The organism is Stenotrophomonas sp. Steno-Z10-HUANG (genome assembly GCF_056393075.1).
The window spans coordinates 619,788-636,111 of the sequence record NZ_JBWJPA010000001.1; the positions used below are offsets into that span (position 1 = coordinate 619,788).

The 16,324-nt window shown below is 72.4% G+C and carries 17 protein-coding genes; 9 read left to right on the forward strand and 8 right to left on the reverse strand.

Annotated features, from left to right (window positions below; translation table 11 throughout):
* Window positions 1-282 precede the first annotated feature (282 nt).
* The gene (locus AC06E6_RS02735; RefSeq protein WP_478060216.1) at window positions 283-3,861 is read left to right on the forward strand and encodes a hybrid sensor histidine kinase/response regulator; all 3,579 of its coding nucleotides are present in this window, start codon (window positions 283-285) and stop codon (window positions 3,859-3,861) included.
* Here the strand turns inward: AC06E6_RS02735 and mdtD are convergent, their stop codons facing one another.
* From mdtD to AC06E6_RS02760, 5 genes are all read right to left on the reverse strand, one after another.
* A complete protein-coding gene (gene mdtD, locus AC06E6_RS02740; protein WP_240212150.1) occupies window positions 3,862-5,283 on the reverse strand; it encodes a multidrug transporter subunit MdtD in 1,422 nt (473 codons plus the stop codon).
* A 141-nt stretch (window positions 5,284-5,424) separates the two neighbouring features.
* On the reverse strand, window positions 5,425-6,498 hold the full coding sequence (gene hemE / locus AC06E6_RS02745; RefSeq protein WP_478060218.1) for a uroporphyrinogen decarboxylase: 1,074 nt from the start codon (window positions 6,496-6,498) through the stop codon (window positions 5,425-5,427).
* 59 nt (window positions 6,499-6,557) lie between these two features.
* The gene (locus tag AC06E6_RS02750; protein WP_054667062.1) at window positions 6,558-6,809 is read right to left on the reverse strand and encodes a WGR domain-containing protein; all 252 of its coding nucleotides are present in this window, start codon (window positions 6,807-6,809) and stop codon (window positions 6,558-6,560) included.
* Window positions 6,810-6,871: 62 nt separating this feature from the next.
* Entirely contained in the window at window positions 6,872-7,981 is a 1,110-nt protein-coding gene (gene aroB, locus AC06E6_RS02755; protein WP_240212148.1) for a 3-dehydroquinate synthase, read from the reverse strand.
* Window positions 7,978-8,520 carry a shikimate kinase gene (locus AC06E6_RS02760; protein ID WP_104939305.1) on the reverse strand — a complete coding sequence of 181 codons (543 nt, stop codon included), beginning with the start codon at window positions 8,518-8,520 and terminating at the stop codon, window positions 7,978-7,980. The genes aroB and AC06E6_RS02760 overlap by 4 nt, the downstream gene beginning before the upstream one ends.
* A 98-nt stretch (window positions 8,521-8,618) precedes the next feature.
* On the opposite strand from AC06E6_RS02760, the gene AC06E6_RS02765 reads away from it, so the two are divergent.
* A complete protein-coding gene (locus AC06E6_RS02765; RefSeq protein ID WP_054667057.1) occupies window positions 8,619-8,822 on the forward strand; it encodes a dodecin family protein in 204 nt (67 codons plus the stop codon).
* A 143-nt stretch (window positions 8,823-8,965) separates the two neighbouring features.
* On the opposite strand, the gene AC06E6_RS02770 is transcribed toward AC06E6_RS02765, so the two are convergent.
* Window positions 8,966-9,784: a kinase gene (locus AC06E6_RS02770; RefSeq protein ID WP_161613495.1), complete on the reverse strand. Its 819-nt coding sequence runs from the start codon at window positions 9,782-9,784 to the stop codon at window positions 8,966-8,968.
* Between the two features lie 42 nt (window positions 9,785-9,826).
* On the opposite strand from AC06E6_RS02770, the gene pdxH reads away from it, so the two are divergent.
* The 5 genes from pdxH to AC06E6_RS02795 are packed head-to-tail and all read left to right on the forward strand — an operon-like array spanning window position 9,827 to window position 12,078.
* Window positions 9,827-10,426: a pyridoxamine 5'-phosphate oxidase gene (pdxH, locus tag AC06E6_RS02775; RefSeq protein WP_161613494.1), complete on the forward strand. Its 600-nt coding sequence runs from the start codon at window positions 9,827-9,829 to the stop codon at window positions 10,424-10,426.
* On the forward strand, window positions 10,423-10,788 hold the full coding sequence (locus tag AC06E6_RS02780; protein WP_478060235.1) for a YqfO family protein: 366 nt from the start codon (window positions 10,423-10,425) through the stop codon (window positions 10,786-10,788). Before pdxH ends, AC06E6_RS02780 begins: the two co-directional genes overlap by 4 nt.
* Complete coding sequence (locus AC06E6_RS02785) at window positions 10,785-11,582, forward strand: cobalamin-binding protein (RefSeq protein WP_161613493.1); 798 nt, start codon at window positions 10,785-10,787, stop codon at window positions 11,580-11,582. Before AC06E6_RS02780 ends, AC06E6_RS02785 begins: the two co-directional genes overlap by 4 nt.
* 43 nt (window positions 11,583-11,625) lie before the next feature.
* Complete coding sequence (locus tag AC06E6_RS02790; protein WP_240212146.1) at window positions 11,626-11,913, forward strand: hypothetical protein; 288 nt, start codon at window positions 11,626-11,628, stop codon at window positions 11,911-11,913.
* A gap of 9 nt (window positions 11,914-11,922) precedes the next feature.
* On the forward strand, window positions 11,923-12,078 hold the full coding sequence (locus AC06E6_RS02795) for a hypothetical protein (protein WP_240212145.1): 156 nt from the start codon (window positions 11,923-11,925) through the stop codon (window positions 12,076-12,078).
* 268 nt (window positions 12,079-12,346) lie between these two features.
* Here the strand turns inward: AC06E6_RS02795 and bla are convergent, their stop codons facing one another.
* Window positions 12,347-13,327, reverse strand: a complete 981-nt coding sequence (bla, locus tag AC06E6_RS02800) for a subclass B3 metallo-beta-lactamase (protein WP_240212144.1) — start codon at window positions 13,325-13,327, stop codon at window positions 12,347-12,349.
* 120 nt (window positions 13,328-13,447) lie between these two features.
* Complete coding sequence (locus AC06E6_RS02805; RefSeq protein ID WP_161613491.1) at window positions 13,448-14,671, reverse strand: citrate synthase family protein; 1,224 nt, start codon at window positions 14,669-14,671, stop codon at window positions 13,448-13,450.
* 112 nt (window positions 14,672-14,783) lie between these two features.
* Here AC06E6_RS02805 and prpB point away from each other — a divergent pair, with 112 nt between their 5' ends.
* Together prpB and AC06E6_RS02815 are read left to right on the forward strand one after the other, a co-directional pair.
* A complete protein-coding gene (gene prpB / locus AC06E6_RS02810; protein ID WP_478060239.1) occupies window positions 14,784-15,671 on the forward strand; it encodes a methylisocitrate lyase in 888 nt (295 codons plus the stop codon).
* A 31-nt stretch (window positions 15,672-15,702) separates the two neighbouring features.
* Entirely contained in the window at window positions 15,703-16,302 is a 600-nt protein-coding gene (locus tag AC06E6_RS02815) for a DUF1003 domain-containing protein (RefSeq protein ID WP_104939298.1), read from the forward strand.
* The last annotated feature ends 22 nt before the right edge of the window (window positions 16,303-16,324 follow it).

Sequence of the window (16,324 nt, forward strand, 5' to 3'; positions counted from 1 at the left end):
GCCATGGTTTGTTGCCTGGCGGCGTAATGGATTGTTGCGCGGCGCTGCCGGGCCGTGCCGCTCCGCCGCGGGCCGGGGAAGGTGCCGGGGGCGGTCGTGGCCGGGGCTGCCGGCACGTGCCGGCCGTCGTGCCGCGCGGATGCTATTTTCCCCGCTGACAGGAAGCGCGAACGGGCGGCGGATGGGAACCAGGGGCAGCATCGACACCAGCGGACCGGCAGCGGCGTGCGCGGCCGCGGCGGCCATTTGCGGCGGCCCCGCCGCGCACACGGGGGCCGGGCGATGAGGGCGTGGTGGCGTGGGCTGTTGTGCCTGCTGCTGTGCGCCGGGGTGCTGGCGCCGGCCACGGCCGAGGTGCCGGTCACCCCGCAGCCGCGCCGGCTCCGGGTGGCCGATGGGCTGCCGTCGGCCAACATCAATGCGTTCGCCGAGGACCGCCGCGGATACATGTGGCTGGCCAGCCACGACGGACTGGCGCGCTTCGATGGCCGCAACTTCCGCATCTGGCGCGCCGAGGACGGCCTGCGCGACAACCTGATCTGGAGCCTGCACGTGGACGCCGGCAACCGGCTCTGGTTCGGCACCCAGAACGCGGGCCTGGGGATGTTGTCGGCCGACCGCCGCAGCTTCCGCTTCTTCGATCGCGAGACCTATCCGCAGATCGGCAGCAACAGCGTGTGGAGCATCGCCTCCACGCCCGATGGCAGCGTCTGGTTCGGCACCCCGAGCGCCGGCCTCCACCGGCTTGCGGTGGACGGCACCATCCAGCGTTTCATGCCGGTCCCCGGCCAGCCCGACAGCCTGCCGTCGGCATCCATCGCCTACCTGGCGGTCACCGCCGACGGCGTGCTGTGGGTGGGCAGCAAGGGCGGGCTGGCGCGCTGGACCGGCAGTGGCTTCCAGCGCGAAGGCGAGTCGGTACTGCCCTCGCCGCGGATCAACGGCCTCAAGGTCGATGGCGGCCAGCGGCTGTGGATCGCCACCAACGGCGGGGTGGTGGTGCGCCATCGCGACGGGCGTTTCGAGCGCATGCAGTGGCCCGGTTCGGACTACGGCCACGTGCTCAACGTGCTGCAGTACGACAGCGACGGCAATTACTGGCTGGACACGCTGCAGGGCCTGGGGCGCAGTAGGGCCGGCGAGGCGGTGAGCAACGTGCCGCTGTACAGCGCCCAGGAACGCGGCATGGTCAAGCCCAACTGGAGCACCGCCTACGAGGACCGCGACGGCGGCCTGTGGTTCGCCAGCACCAATTCCGGCCTGTGGCACCTGTCGCCGAACTGGCGCCAGTTCTCGGTGCTGGTGCGGCACCTGGACGATCCGTCCTCGCTGCGCAATCCGTATGCGCTGGCGATGGCCGCCTCGGCCTCCGGCGGCATCTGGGTGGTGGGCACCCGCGGTGCGCTGGACCGGCTGGATCCGGCCAGCGGCGCGGTCGAGCACCACCTGCAGCCGGTCGACGGCATCCACTGGCCGCAGTCGGTGGCCGAGGATCCGCAGGGGCGGGTCTGGATCGGCAGCCTGGACACGCTGGTGCGCTACGACCCGCGTGACGGCGCGGTACGCCGCTGGCGGCATGACGATGCGGTGGACGCGGCGATGGTCGGCGACGGCGACATCGTGCGCCTCTGCGATGGCCACGTGTGGATCTATTCCGAGGACGGCGGCATCCAGCGGCGCGATGCCGAGGGCCACGTCACCCTGCACCTGGCGCCGGGCCAGCACGGCCTGCCCCAGGGGGCGCTGCAGGACATGCAATGCGGCCCCGGCGACCGCCTTTGGCTGTCCGGCGCCACCGGCCTGTCGGCCTGGCAGCCGCAGGCCGGTGCCTTCGCGCCGGTGGCGGGCGGGCCGCAGGTGCCGGCGCATGCCTTCGACGTCGGTGCCGACGGCACGGTGTGGGTGGCGCTGCTCGGGCGGCTGGAACGTTACCGCTGGGACGGCGGGCAACTGCGGTGGGAGGACGGCATCGGCGTCGAGCAGGGGTTCCCGATGCTGGCCGCCGGCGGGCTGGTCATCGACGGCCGCGGCATTGCCTGGGCGAGCAGTGCGCGTGGCCTGATCCGGGTGGATCCGCAACGGCGCTCGGTGCGCCTGTACGGCGTGCACGACGGGCTGCCCGGGCAGGAGTTCCGGCGCCGCGGGCTGGTGCAGGCGCGCAGCGGCCAGGTGGCCGGCGGCACCCCCGACGGCGTGGTGCTGTTCGATCCGGCGCAGGTCGGCCCGCCGGCGCGGCGGCCGCCACTGGTGATCGAGCGGATCAGCGTGCATCGCGGCGACCAGCTGTACGACCTGTCCGAGCAGCCGCTGCTGCGGATCAAGGACGGCGACCGCGACCTGCACGTGGTCGCACGCCTGTTGGCGTTCGCCGACTCCACCAACAACCAGTACCGCTTCCGCCTGAGCGGCTACGACCCGGACTGGGTCAATGCCGGCGCCAGCGGCGAGCGCGTGTTCCCGCGCCTGGCGCCGGGCAGCTACACCCTGCAGATCCAGGGCGCGGTGCCCGGCGGCGGCTGGATCGCCGCGCCCGACGTGCGGATCGAGGTCGCCCCGCCGTGGTGGCGCAGCGGCTGGGCGATGGCCGTCTATGCGCTGGCCGCGGCGCTGGCGCTGGGGATCGCGGTGCTGGCCTACCGCGCGCGCCTGCAGCGGCGCAGTGAATGGCAGCTGGCCGAACAGCGGCGCGAACTGGCCGAGCAGGCCTCCTCGGCCAAGACCCGCTTCCTGGCCACCTTCGGGCACGAAGTGCGCACGCCGATGACCGGCGTGCTGGGCATGACCGAGCTGCTGCTGGACACCCCGCTGGACGATACCCAGCGCCGCTATGCCGGTTCGATCCAGCAGGCCGGCGTCCATCTGCTGCAGCTGGTGAACGATTCGCTCGACCTGGCGCGCATCGAGGCCGGCCGGCTGGAGCTGGACAGCCGCCCGTTCGAGCTGGCGCCGCTGCTGGACGAGGTCGCCGCGCTGATCGCGCCGGTGGTGCGCAAGCGTGGGCTGGAGTTCGTGCAGGAGCCGCGGCTGCCGATGCCGGTGCGCGTGACCGGCGATCCGATGCGCCTGCGCCAGATCCTGATGAACCTGCTCGGCAACGCCGCCAAGTTCACCGGGCACGGCCAGGTCGGGCTGGGCGTGGAACTGCTGCCCGCCGGCGCCGGCATCCGCCTGGTGGTCAGCGATACCGGCCCCGGCATCACCGCCGAGCAGCAGGCGCGGCTGTTCCGCCGCTTCGAACAGGCCGAAGGACCGCAGACCGCCTCGCGCTACGGCGGCAGCGGGCTGGGCCTGGCGATCTGCCAGGAACTGGCCGCGGCCATGGGCGGCAGCATCCGCATCGACAGCCGGCTGGGGGCCGGCGCGCGCTTCATCGTCGAACTGCCACTGGCGTGGACGCCGCTGGCCGGCGACGATGCCGCGGCGGCGCGCGCGCCGGGGCAGGGCCCGGAAGGCAGCCTGTGCATCCTGCTGGTCGAGGACGACCCCACCGTGGCCGATGTCATCGCCGGGTTGCTGCGCGCGCGCGGCCACCAGGTGGTGCATGCGCTGCACGGGCTGGCGGCGCTGGCCGAAGTGGCGGCGTGGCCGTTCGACATCGGCCTGCTCGACCTGGACCTGCCGGCGCTCGACGGCCTCGCATTGGCGGCGCAGCTGCGCGGCCAGGGCCACCGCTTCCCGCTGGTGGCGGTGACCGCGCGTGCCGATGGTGGCGCCGAGCAGCAGGCGCGCGCGGCCGGCTTCGACGGGTTCCTGCGCAAGCCGGTGACCGGCGAGATGCTGGTGGCCGCCATCGCCGCGGCGTGGCGCCCGCGCGACGCGGCACCGGCGCAGGACGCGCCGGCGGCGCCGCCGCCGGACTGACTACTCGACCACTTCCTCGACCGCGCGCGGGTGCGGCCGGTTTTCCGGCAGTTGCCAGAACACCAGGGTCGAGCTGAGCGTGATCACGCCGACGCACACGAACGTGGCGTGCAGCGCGGCGCTGGCGCCATGCCCGGTGAGGTGGGCGCCGAAGGTGGACAGCAGGCTGCCGGCGGTGGCCGCGCCGAAGCCGGTGGCCAGCATCATCACCATCGACAGCAGGCTGTTGCCGCTGCTGGCCTGGCCGGCGTCCAGGTCGCGCAGGGTCACCGTGTTCATTACCGTGAACTGCATCGAGTTGAAGGCGCCGAACAGGGCCAGCTGCAGCAGCTGCAGCGCCAGCGGCTGGCGACCGCTGACGAACATGAAACTGGCCATCGCCAGGCCCACGCAGACGGTGTTGATCATCAGGATGCGGCGATAGCCGAAACGCTCCACCAGGGTCACCGCCAGGCGTTTGGCGGCCATGCCGGCCAGCGCCACCGGGACCATCATCATGCCCGCCGCCATCGGGCTCATGCCCAGGCCCACCTGCAGCAGCAGCGGGATCAGCAGCGGCATGGCGCCGCTGCCGATGCGCGAGAACAGGTTGCCGAGGATGCCGATGCGGAAGCTGGTGACCCGGAACAACGTCAGCGGGAACAGCGCGTCGCTGCGCCCGGCCGCGTGCAGCCAGTAGCCGGCCAGCGCGGCGATGCCGATCACCGCCAGCAGCAGCACCAGCGCATGCGCCGAGCCGAAGCCGGAGGCGCCATCCAGTGCCAGCGACAGCGCGATCATGCCGAACGCCAGCATCAGGTAGCCGGCCAGGTCGAAGTGATGCCGTTCCTGGCCATAATGGTCGGGCATGATCCGCAGCGCGGCGAACAGCCCGGCCACGCCGATCGGCAGGTTGATCAGGAAGATCCAGTGCCAGGACGCGGCCTGCACCAGCCAGCCGCCCAGGGTCGGCCCCAGCAACGGGCCGACCAGCGCCGGGATCGCGATGAAACTCATCGCCGACAGGAACTGCTCGCGCGGCACCGAGCGCATCACCGCCAGCCGCCCCACCGGCAGCAGCAGCGCGCCGCCGATGCCCTGCAGTACGCGTGCGGCGACCAGCCAGTGCAGTGTCGGCGACAGCGCGCAGGCCAGCGAGCCCAGGGTGAACAGCACGATCGCCGCCACGAAGGTGCGGCGGGTGCCGACGCGGTCGGCGATCCAGCCCGAGGCCGGGATGAAGCTGGCCACCGCCAGCGCGTAGCTGAACACCACCGACTGCATCTGCAGCGGGCTCTCGCCCAGGCTGCGCGCCATCGCCGGCAGCGCCGTATTGACGATGGTCGAATCCAGCATCTGCATGAAGATCGCCAGCGACACCAGCCACAGCAGCGGCTTGTGCGGATCGGCGGCGGGCAGTGGGCTGGAAGGGGGCAGGGACATCAGGCGCACTCGTTGCCAGGGCGGTGCCGGCATTGTCCCGGTTCGCGCGTGCAGGCATCGCGCACGCGCGCCGCCGTGGGCCGGCGCCGCGCGCTGAGCGGGCGTGCCCGGGCCGGCCTGGCCGCGCCCGGGGCGAAGTACTCAGCGGCGGCTGAGGCGGTGCACCGCGTCCACCAGCACCGCCACGTGCTCGGGATTCATGTCCGGCGACATGCCGTGGCCGAGGTTGAACACGTGGCCCTCGCGCGAGCCGCCGTTGCCGGCGGCATAGCTGTCCAGCACCTTGCCGGCCTCGCGGGCGATGGCCTCCGGTGAGCCGTACAGCGTGGTCGGGTCCAGGTTGCCCTGCAGCGCCACCTTGCCGGCGGTGGCGCGCGCGGCGTCCTCCAGCGAAATGGTCCAGTCCACGCCCACGCCTTCGGCGCCGGTGGCGGCCAGCTCGGCCACATACTGGCCGGTGCCCTTGCCGAACAGGATCAGCGGCGTGCGCTGCGCGCCCTGGCCGCGTTCCAGCTCATGGGCGATGCGCGCCAGGTAGGGCAGCGAGAACTCGCGGTACATCGCCGGCGACAGCACCCCGCCCCAGGTGTCGAACACCTGCAGCGCCTGCGCCCCGGCCGCGCGCTGCGCCGCCAGGTAGGCGACGACCGCGTCGGTCACCACCCGCAGCAACTGGTGCAGCGCCGCCGGCGCGTTCAACGCCATCGCCTTGATCCGCGCGTAATCCTTGCTGCCGCCGCCCTCGACCATGTAGCAGGCCAGCGTCCACGGGCTGCCGGAGAAGCCGATCAGCGGCACCTTGCCGTCCAGCTCGCGGCGGATCAGCCGCACCGCGTCCATCACGTAGCCCAGCTCGGTCTCCATGTCCGGCACCGCCAGCCGGGCGATGGCCGCCGCGTCGCGCACCGGGTGGTGGAACTTCGGGCCCTCGCCCTCGGCGAAATACAGGCCCAGGCCCATCGCATCGGGCACGGTGAGGATGTCCGAGAACAGGATGGCCGCGTCCAGGTCGAACCGCTGCAGCGGCTGCAGCGTGACCTCGCAGGCGACCTCCGGGTTCTTGGCCATGGCCAGGAAGCTGCCGGCGCGGGCACGGGTGGCGCGGTATTCCGGCAGGTAGCGGCCGGCCTGGCGCATCAGCCAGACGGGCGTGCAGTCCACCGGCTCGCGGCGCAGGGCGCGCAGGAAGCGGTCGTTGCGAAGGGGGCTGGTCACGGAAAACTCCTTGGAACGTGGCCGTTGGGCCGGGGCGGCGCGCATGGCGCCGGGGCCGGTCAGGGGTGCGGCTCGCCGCTGGCGAACACCACCTGGAAACCGCGCTTGATCTGCGCGTCGCGTGCCTTCTCGAAGGCGTGGCGGGCCTCGTCCTGCTGCAGGAACAGCTCGCGGCGCAGCTGCGCGCGGCCGCCGGTCTGGCCGGTCTCGCGCAGCAGCTCCCAGCCGCCGAGCAGGTCCGGCAGCAGCGAAAGCTGCACATAGCGGGGGGATTCGTTGCCGCTGGGCGGCTGCTGCAGGTAGACGCGCATGGCGATGATTGTAGCCGGCCGCGTCGGGGCCGGGTGGCATTGCCCCGGCGCCGGCCGTGGCCTCAGCCGGCGCGCAGTACCGCCAGCACCGCGGCCTCGTCCACGTCCGCCACCACTTCGGCCCGGCCGACGCCGCGCCACAGCACCAGGCGCAGGCGCCCGGCGAGGTTCTTCTTGTCCAGGCGCATGTGCGCGAGCAGGGTCGCGGGGTCGAGCCCGGCCGGGATCGCCACCGGCAGGCCATAGGCCCGCAGCAGGTCGCGCAGCGCGTCCGCGGCGTCGCCGCCGGCCATGCCCAGCGCGGCCGACAACCGTGCCGCCAGCACCATGCCCACCGCCACCGCCTCGCCGTGGTTGAGGTTGTCGCTGCCCGGCGCGCCATAGCCCTGCGCGGTCTCGATGGCATGGCCGAAGGTGTGGCCGAAGTTGAGCAGGGCGCGCTCGCCCTTTTCCAGCGGATCGCGCGCGACGATCTCGGCCTTGTGCTCGCAGCTGCGGGCGATGGCCTGCGCCAGCGCCGCATCGTCGCCGGCCAGCAGCGCGTCGCGCTCGGCCTGCAGCCATTGGAAGAACAGCGGGTCGCGGATGCAGCCGTACTTGATCACCTCGGCCAGCCCGGCGCGCAGTTCGCGCACGGGCAGGGTGCGCAGCGCGGCGGTGTCGGCGATCACCGCGCGCGGCGGGTGGAACGCGCCCACCAGGTTCTTGCCTTGGGCGATGTCCACCGCGGTCTTGCCGCCAACCGACGAATCCACCATCGACAACAGGGTGGTGGGCAACTGCACGCAGTCCACGCCGCGCATCCAGCAGGCGGCGGCGAAGCCGGCCAGGTCGCCGACCACGCCACCGCCGAGCGCCAGCACGCAGGCGTCGCGGGTGGCACCGAGCGTGGCCAGCGCGTCGATCGCGCTGCCGAAATGGTGCAGGGTCTTGGACGCCTCGCCGGCGGGAATCAGGTACTCGCCGACCGCCAGGTCCGGGCGCGCCTGGTGCAGCGCGGCGCGCACCCGCGCCAGGTACAGCGGCGCCACGGTGTCGTCGCTGACCAGCAGCACGTGGCGGCCGCGGACGGCGCCGGCCAGCAGGTCGCCCGCGCCGAGCAGGCCGGGGCCGATGTGGATCAGGTACGGGCAGTCGCCGCCGACGGCGACGGTGCGGGGGGCATGGCTCATGCGGGGAGTTCCGGGTTCTGCCACTGCGCGGCCAGGCGCACGACCAGGTGCGCGGTGGCCTCGGCGGGGGAATAGGGATCGGTGTCGACGACCAGGTCGGCGACCTCGCGGTACAGCGGATCGCGCAGCGTGGCCATGGCCTCGAGCACCTGTTCGCGGTCCTCGCGCTGCAGCAGCGGGCGGGTCTTGTCGCGCTGCAGCCGCTGCAGCTGCGCGGCCACGCCCACGCGCAGCCACACCACGAAACCGCGCTGGCGGATCCGCTGGCGGTTGTCGGCATCGAGCACTGCGCCGCCGCCGGTCGAGACCAGCTGCCCGCCGCGTTCCAGCAGCCTGGCCAGCACGCGTTTTTCGTGCGCGCGGAAGCCGGCCTCGCCGACGTTCTCGAAGATGGCCGGGATCGACGAACCCACCTCGTCGACGATGGCCTGGTCGGCATCGACGAACGCCAGCCCGAAACGCTCGGCCAGGCGGCGGCCGATGCAGGTTTTGCCGGCGCCCATGGGGCCGACCAGGATGACGTTGGGGGCGGGATTCATTGCCGTTCGATGCTAGCACCGTGTCGGTGCGTTAACACGGTAGCAGCCAAGCTCGTCGACGCCACGAGTGGTTCGTGGTGCAACCAACGGAGGCGGACATGGCAGTGGCGAAAATCATCGAAGTCAGCGCGTCGTCCAGCGCCAGCGTCGAGGACGCGGTGCGCAGCGGCCTGAAGAAGGTGGCCGAGACGGTCAAGGGCATCCAGGGCGCGTGGATCAACGAGACCAAGGTGGTCACCGATGGCGACGGCAACATCACCGAATGGCGGGTCAACCTGCGGGTGACGTTCCTGGTCCAGTAGGTGCGGGGCTCGCCCCGCACGGCTTTCGCACATGGCGCGTGCGGGGCAAGCGCCGCACCTACGGCGTGGGCGGGGCAGGCATCGCGTCTACGACATGTGCGGGGCAAGCCCCGCACCTACGGCGCATGGGGCAAGCACCGCGCCTACGGCAGCACCCGGCGCTGCGCATCCAGCGCCACGCTGCGGTCGGCGATGTCCGGCAGGCAGCGCAGCGCCTGCCGGCTGACGCGCTCGTAGAACTGCACGAAGCGTTCGACCTGCGCCCGGTTCATGCCGGTGCGCCCGGGCGCGGCCTGCTGCAGCGCCTGCTCCTGCTGCCAGCGCCAGTTGGGCACCACCGAAAAGCCCGGCGGCTGCAGGAACCACAGCCGGTCGCAACGCTGCCACAGCGCCGGGTAGTCGCGGGCCAGCGCCTGGTTGCACCAGCGCCGCCAAGTGCCGTCCGCATCGGCGTCGCGCTCGAGCGCGTTGAGCGGTGTGCGCAGGGCGTCTTCGGCTTCCGGCGGGGTGCCCAGGAACCAGCCCTCGAACACCAGCAGGTCCAGGTGCTGGACCGGTTGCCACTGCGCCTGCGGCACGCGCTCATCGGCGAGCTTGTCGAAGCGCGGCAGCGCGAACGGCTGGCCGCCGCGGGCCGCGTCCAGGGTTGCCAGCGCCAGCGGCAGGTCGTGGGTGCCCGGGGGGCCGCGCGTGGCCAGCAGCGGATGCACGCGCCCGGCCAGGCGCTGGCGCTGGGCGCGGGTCAGGTAGACGTCGTCGATGGACAGCGCCGCCGCGCGCAACCCGCGCGCCTGCGCCAGCTCCACCACCTGCGCCGCCAGCGTGGACTTGCCGCTGCCCTGCACCCCGCTGATCGCCAGCACCGGCGTGTCGCGGCCGCTGGCCAGCGCTTCGTCCAGCGCCTGTGCGGCCAGGGCCTGCGGGAAGCGGCGTGCGGAGAAGCGGTGCGGAACGGACGACATGGCGCCACAATAGCCCAAACCCGTGCCGTCCGAAGTGGAGCCATGACCGATCTGTACGCAGAAGCGCTTTCGACCTTCGCCGAGTTGTTCGAGGAGGCCAAGGCCAGCAATGAAATCGAGCCCAGCGCGATGACCGTGGCCACGGCCGACGTCGATGGCCGGCCATCGGCGCGCACCGTGCTGCTCAAGGCCTTCGACGAGCGCGGTTTCGTGTTCTACACCCACCTGGACAGCCGCAAGGGCCGCGAGCTGCACGCCAACCGCCAGGCGGCGCTGCTGTTCCTGTGGCGCAGCCTGCGCGAGGCCGGCATCCAGGTGCGGATCGACGGCGACGCGCAACTGGTGTCCGCGGCCGAGGCCGACGCCTACTTCGCGTCGCGCCCGCGCATGAGCCAGATCGGCGCCTGGGCGTCGATGCAGTCGCAGACGCTGGGCTCGCGCGAGGAGTTCGACGAGCGCCTGCGCAACTTCGAGGCGCGTTTCGAGGGCCGCGACGTACCGCGCCCGGACGGCTGGAGCGGCATCCGCGTGGTCCCGCAGCGCATCGAGTTCTGGTACGGCGCCACCTTCCGCCTGCACGAGCGCTGGTGCTACGAGGCCGACGCCGCCGGTGCCTGGAGCAAGCGGCTGCTGTACCCGTGAGCCGGCTGCGCCTGCATCCGGTCCATCGCATCACCGTGTTCGTGCCGCCGGCGCACCTGCAGGCGCTCAAGCGCGGCATCCTCGCGGTCGACGACCTGGCCGCCGGCGGTTATGCCCAGGGCATGTGGGAGTCGGCACCGGGGCGGGAACAGTTCCGCGTGCTGCCCGGTACCGCCAGCGTGGTGGGCGAGGTCGGCGAGCTGGTGAGCGAACCCACCGTGCGGCTGGAGTTCTGCCTGCCGCGCGGCGTGCCGGGTGACCGCGAACGGCTGCAGCGGGTACTCGACCACGGCATTGCCGCGCACCACCCGTGGACCAGCCCGGCGGTGTTCGTCGAGGCGCTGGAGTTCGCCGCGCCATGACCGGGCCACGCCGCATCGTCTGCCTGACCGAGGAGCCGACCGAGACCCTGTACGCGCTGGGCCAGCAGGACCGCATCGTCGGCATCAGCGGTTTCACCGTGCGCCCGCCGCAGGCGCGCCGCGACAAGCCCAAGGTCAGTGCCTTCACCAGCGCCAAGGTGGAGGAGATCCTCGCGCTGCGGCCCGACCTGGCGATCGGCTTTTCCGACATCCAGGCCGATATCGCCGCCGAACTGATCCGCCGCGGGGTGGAGGTGTGGATCGCCAACCACCGCAGCGTCGCCGGCATCCTCGATTACATCCGCCGGCTCGGCGCGCTGGTCGGCGTGGCCGCGCGCGCCGACGCCTATGCCGGCGAGCTGCAGCGCGGGCTGGACGCCATCGCCACGCAGGCGGCGCGGTTGCCGCGGCGGCCGCGGGTCTATGTCGAAGAGTGGGACGAACCGATCATCACCGGCATCCAGTGGGGCGCGGAGCTGGTGGAGATCGCCGGCGGCATCGACGTGTTTCCCGAGCTGTCGCGCGAGCCCCTGGCCAGGGCGCGGATCCTCGCCGATGGCGCGCCGGTGATCGCGCGCGACCCGGAGATCATCATCGGCTCGTGGTGCGGCAAGAAATTCCGCCCCGAGCGGGTGGCCGCGCGCCCGGGCTGGGCGGCGATCCAGGCGGTGCGCGACGGCGAGCTGCACGAGATCAAGTCGCCGCTGATCCTGCAGCCCGGGCCGGCGGCGCTGACCGACGGCGTGCAGGCGATTGCCGCCATCATCCAGCGCTGGGCGCAGCGTCACGCGTAGGTGCGGGGCTTGCCCCGCACGGGCTTTACCGACGGGGCACCAGGTGGGGCAAGCCCCCATCGCGGCCCGTCTTCCTGCCGGCATCAAGCAAGGGGCTGCGGCGCTGACCGGCAGCGTGCAGGCGACCGCCGCCATCATCCAGCGCTGGGCACAGCGTCAAGCGCAGGTGCGGGGCTTGCCCCGCACGGGCTTTACCGATGGAGCACCAGGTGGGGCAAGCCCCACCGCGGCCCGTCTTCCTGCCGGCATCAAACAGGGGGCCGTGGCGCTGACCGACGGCATGCAGGCAATCGCCGCCATCATCCAGCGCTGGGCGCAGCGTCACGCGTAGGTGCGGGGCTTGCCCCGCACGGGCTTTACCGACGGGCACCAGGCGGGGCAAGCCCCCATCGCGGCCCGTCTTCCTGCCGGCATCAAGCAGGGGGTCGTGGCGCTGACCGACGGCGTGCAGGCGATCGCCGCCATCATCCAGCGCTGGGCGCAGCGTCACGCGTAGGTGCGGGGCTTGCCCCGCACGGGCTTTACCGACGGGGCACCAGGCGGGGCAAGCCCCTGTCGCGGCCCGTCTTCCTGCCGGCATCAAACAGGGGGCCGTGGCGCTGACCGACGGCGTGCAGGCGATTGCCGCCATCATCCAGCGCTGGGCGCAGCGTCACGCGTAGGTGCGGGGCTTGCCCCGCACGGGCTTTACCGACGGGGCACCAGGCGGGGCAAGCCCCCACCGCGGCCCGTCTTCCTGCCGGCATCAAGCTGCGGGTCCGGCCTCACGGTTTCAGGCCGCTGGCTTCATCGCCCAGCCTGTTCTCCAGATTGGCGCGCCCGCTCTGGGCGTAGCGCTTGCATGCCCCGGCGTCGACCAGCGGTTTGCCGCCCGTGCCCCGCAGGCGCGCGAACAGGTCACTGGCCAGCGGGTGCGGCGTGATCTGGATGTCGCAGGGCAGGGCGGCGAGGGTGTCCAGGCCGCGGCGGAAGGCGGCGACCATCGCCGGATGGTCGCTGTAGCGGTACTGGTGGTCGGACAGTGCGCTGACGCTGTCGGTGTAGGCCAGGTCCAGGCAGCGCGTGCCTTCGCAGCTGCGCCAGGTCCAACTGGTGCCGCCCGGGGTGTGGCCGGGGGTGGCGTGTGCGACGAGCGCCAGCGCGCCGACCCGTACGCTGTCGCCGTCGGCCAGCGTGCGCACCACCGGCACCGCCGGAAAGCCGGTGTCGAATTCCAGTTGCTGCGGGTCGCTGCGGTCGCTCACCCCGGTATGCAGCGTGTTGACCGCCGGCGCGCGCGCCAGCAGCGGCGCGCCCGTCACCTGCTGCAGGTAGGCCAGGCCGGCCGCGTGGTCGTAGTGTTCATGCGAATTGAGCAGGTACTTGACGTCGCCGGGGTCGAAGCCCAGGGCGCGGATGTTGGCTTCGATCAACGGCCCGGCCGGCGCGGTGGCGCCGTCGATGAGCACGTGGCCCTGGTCGGAGGTGACCAGCAGCGCGGTGAGGCCGCAGGTGCCCACGTACCAGGTGTTGCCGAAGATGCGGCGCGGCGGCGCGGGTTCATTCCAGTCGTCCATGGCGCTGTCGCTGGGCGGGCAGTCGCGCGCGCCGGGGGCGGTGGACGTCGCCGGCGCGGCGTGGGTGGCGGGGAGGGCGGCCGCCACATGCGCCGGCGCGCGTGGCGGCGTTGCAGGGCAGCCGGCCAGCAGCGCCAGGCCAAGCGCGGGTACGGCAAGGCGGCAGGGCCGCCGCAGGACTGGGGGCATCACGGTCATCTGCAGGTTGGAAAGCGCTGCCGCAGGATAGGCAGGCCGCGCGCGCGCGACCAACGCGAATAAGCTGCGGCAGGCATGAGCTGCCTGCATGCCTGGGTGCCTTCGCCGCGGTCAGCGCCCCGGCGCCAGCCCGGTGTAGCGTGCGCGCGGGCGGATCAGCGTGCCCAGTGCCTGCTGTTCCAGCGCGTGCGCCAGCCAGCCGGTCAGGCGCGCGGCGGCGAACATCACCAGCGCATGCGCGCCGGGCAGGCCGTGCACGTAGCAGATCGCCGCCAGCAGGCCGTCGATGTTCGGGTGCTGGCCGCTGTGTTCGGCGGTGGCCGCCAGCACCGCCTCGACGTGGCGCATGCGCGGCTGCCCGCCGCACAGCGCGCGCAGCTGGCGCAGCATCTCGCCGCCGCGCGGGTCGCCATCGGGATAGAGCAGGTGGTTGAAGCCGGGCAGTTCGTCGCCGCGGCGCCAGCGTTCGGCGATGAACGCCGCCGGCGCGCCGCTGGCCTCGGCATCGAGCAGCAGCGCATGCGCGCGCGCGGTGGCACCGCCATGGCGCGGCCCGGACAGCGCGGCCAGGCCGGCGCTGACGGTGGCGTGCAGGTGCGCGCCGGTGGAGGCGACCACGCGCGCGGCGAACGCCGACACGTTCAGCTCGTGGTCGGCGCACAGCACCAGCGCCGAGCGCACCAGTTCGGCGAAGCCGGCATCGCCGGGTTGCCACGCATCGGCCAGCAGGCGGTGCACCGGGCGCGCGTCGGGCTGCACTCCCACCAGCAGCGCGGCGTTCTGCCGCAGCAGCATCGCCGCCACCTCGCGCCGCACCGGCGCGGCGGCGTTGAGCGATTGCCGCTGTTCCAGCGCCAGCAGCGGGATGCAGGCCATGGTCCGTTCCAGCGGCGGCAGCGCTGCGTCCAGCGCCAGCGCCGCCACCCGCGGCGGCCACGCCGGCGGTGGCGCCGCGGCGAACGGATCCTGTTCCTCGCAGTCCCACAGCAGCCGCGCGATGTCTTCCAGGGTGGCGCCGCCGCGCGCCGCCGCCACTGCCGAGCGGCCGCGGTAGTACGGCGCGTCCGGGCGGATCAGCGAGATCCGCGTTTCCAGCACCGGCAGGCCGCGGTCCAGGCTCTGCGCCGCGCCACGCGCCGCGCCGCGGCCGGCGCGCTTGCGCTGCGCCAGCCGCTCCACCTCGGCGCGCAGGTAGACCCGGCTGCGCGGGTCCGGCCCGGGCCGCGAACTGAGCTGGCCGCGGCTGACATAGGCGTACAGCGTGGCCGGGCTGATCCCGAGCAGGGCGCAGGCGTCGCTGGCGGGGATCAGTTCGGGGTCGGCGGGTTCGGTCATGGGCTCGATATGTTGATTGTTTGAATCAAGATTGATCAATGGTTTGGATGGTGCCAGATTGTGCGCCATCGCGGAACGGCGCTCTCGCCGCCGCCATACCAGGAGTCCCGCCATGTCCGTTTCCTCCGCCGGCGCCGCGTTCCGCGCCGCCCTGGCCGCCGAAAAGCCCCTGCAGGTGATCGGTGCGATCAACGCCAACCACGCGCTGCTCGCCAAGCGCGCCGGCTACAAGGCCATCTACCTGTCCGGCGGCGGCGTCGCGGCCGGCTCGCTGGGGCTGCCGGACCTGGGCATCAACACCCTGGAAGACGTGTTGATCGACGTGCGCCGCATCACCGACGTGTGCGACCTGCCGCTGCTGGTGGACATCGACACCGGCTTCGGCCCGAGCGCGTTCAACATCGCGCGCACGGTGAAGTCGCTGATCAAGGCCGGCGCCGCCGCCTGCCACATCGAAGACCAGGTCGGCGCCAAGCGCTGCGGCCACCGCCCGGGCAAGGAAATCGTGTCGCAGGGCGAGATGGTGGACCGGGTCAAGGCTGCCGCCGACGCCAGGACCGACCCGGACTTCTTCCTGATCGCCCGCACCGACGCCATCCAGATGGAAGGCGTGGACGCGGCCATCGAGCGCGCCATCGCCTGCGTCGAGGCCGGTGCCGACGGCATCTTCGCCGAGGCCGCCTACGACCTGGACACCTACCGCCGCTTCGTCGACGCGGTGAAGGTGCCGGTGCTGGCCAACATCACCGAGTTCGGCAAGACCCCGCTGTTCAGCCGCGACGAGCTGGCCACGGCCGGCGTCGCCATCCAGCTGTTCCCGCTGTCGGCGTTCCGCGCCGCCAACAAGGCCGCCGAGAACGTGTACGAGGCGATCCGCCGCGACGGCCACCAGCGCAGCGTGGTCGATGCCATGCAGACCCGCGAGGAGCTGTACGACCGCATCGGCTACCACGCCTTCGAGGCGCAGCTGGACAAGGTATTCGCGCAGAAGGGCGCATGATGGCCGTCCCTGCGGCCACCTGATACCCGCCATGGCGACCCCGTCCTCCCACCGCACCCGCGTCGACCGCCGCGACACCGCGCGGCGCCTGCTGCAGCGCGACCTGGAGCAGCTCACGCCCGAGGAACGGGTGGTGGTCGAACGCTTCATCTCCGGCGGGCGGGTCTCGCGCAACGTGCGCCGCGAGCTGCACGAGTCGCGCACGCTGGGCGAGCGGGTCGCCGACCGCGTCGCCGAAGTCGGCGGCAGCTGGACCTTCATCCTGTGCTTCGGCGTGGTACTGGTGGTGTGGATGGTGGTCAACAGTTTCCTGTTGGCCCGGGCGTTCGACCCGTACCCCTACATCCTGCTCAACCTGGTGCTGTCGTGCCTGGCCGCGGTGCAGGCACCGATCATCATGATGAGCCAGAACCGGCAGGCGGCGGTGGACCGCATGCGTGCCGAGAACGACTACCAGGTCAACGTGAAAGCGGAGCTGGAAGTGCTGCAGATCCACGAGAAGCTGGACCTGCTGCGTACCCGCGAATGGGCGCTGCTGGTGGAACAGCAGAACCGCCAGATCGAAATGCTGCAGCGGTTGCTGGAACGCGCCACCACGGCGCCCGGCGACGAGCCGCAGAAACAACCGTAAACCTTCCCTCGAAAGGCAGAAG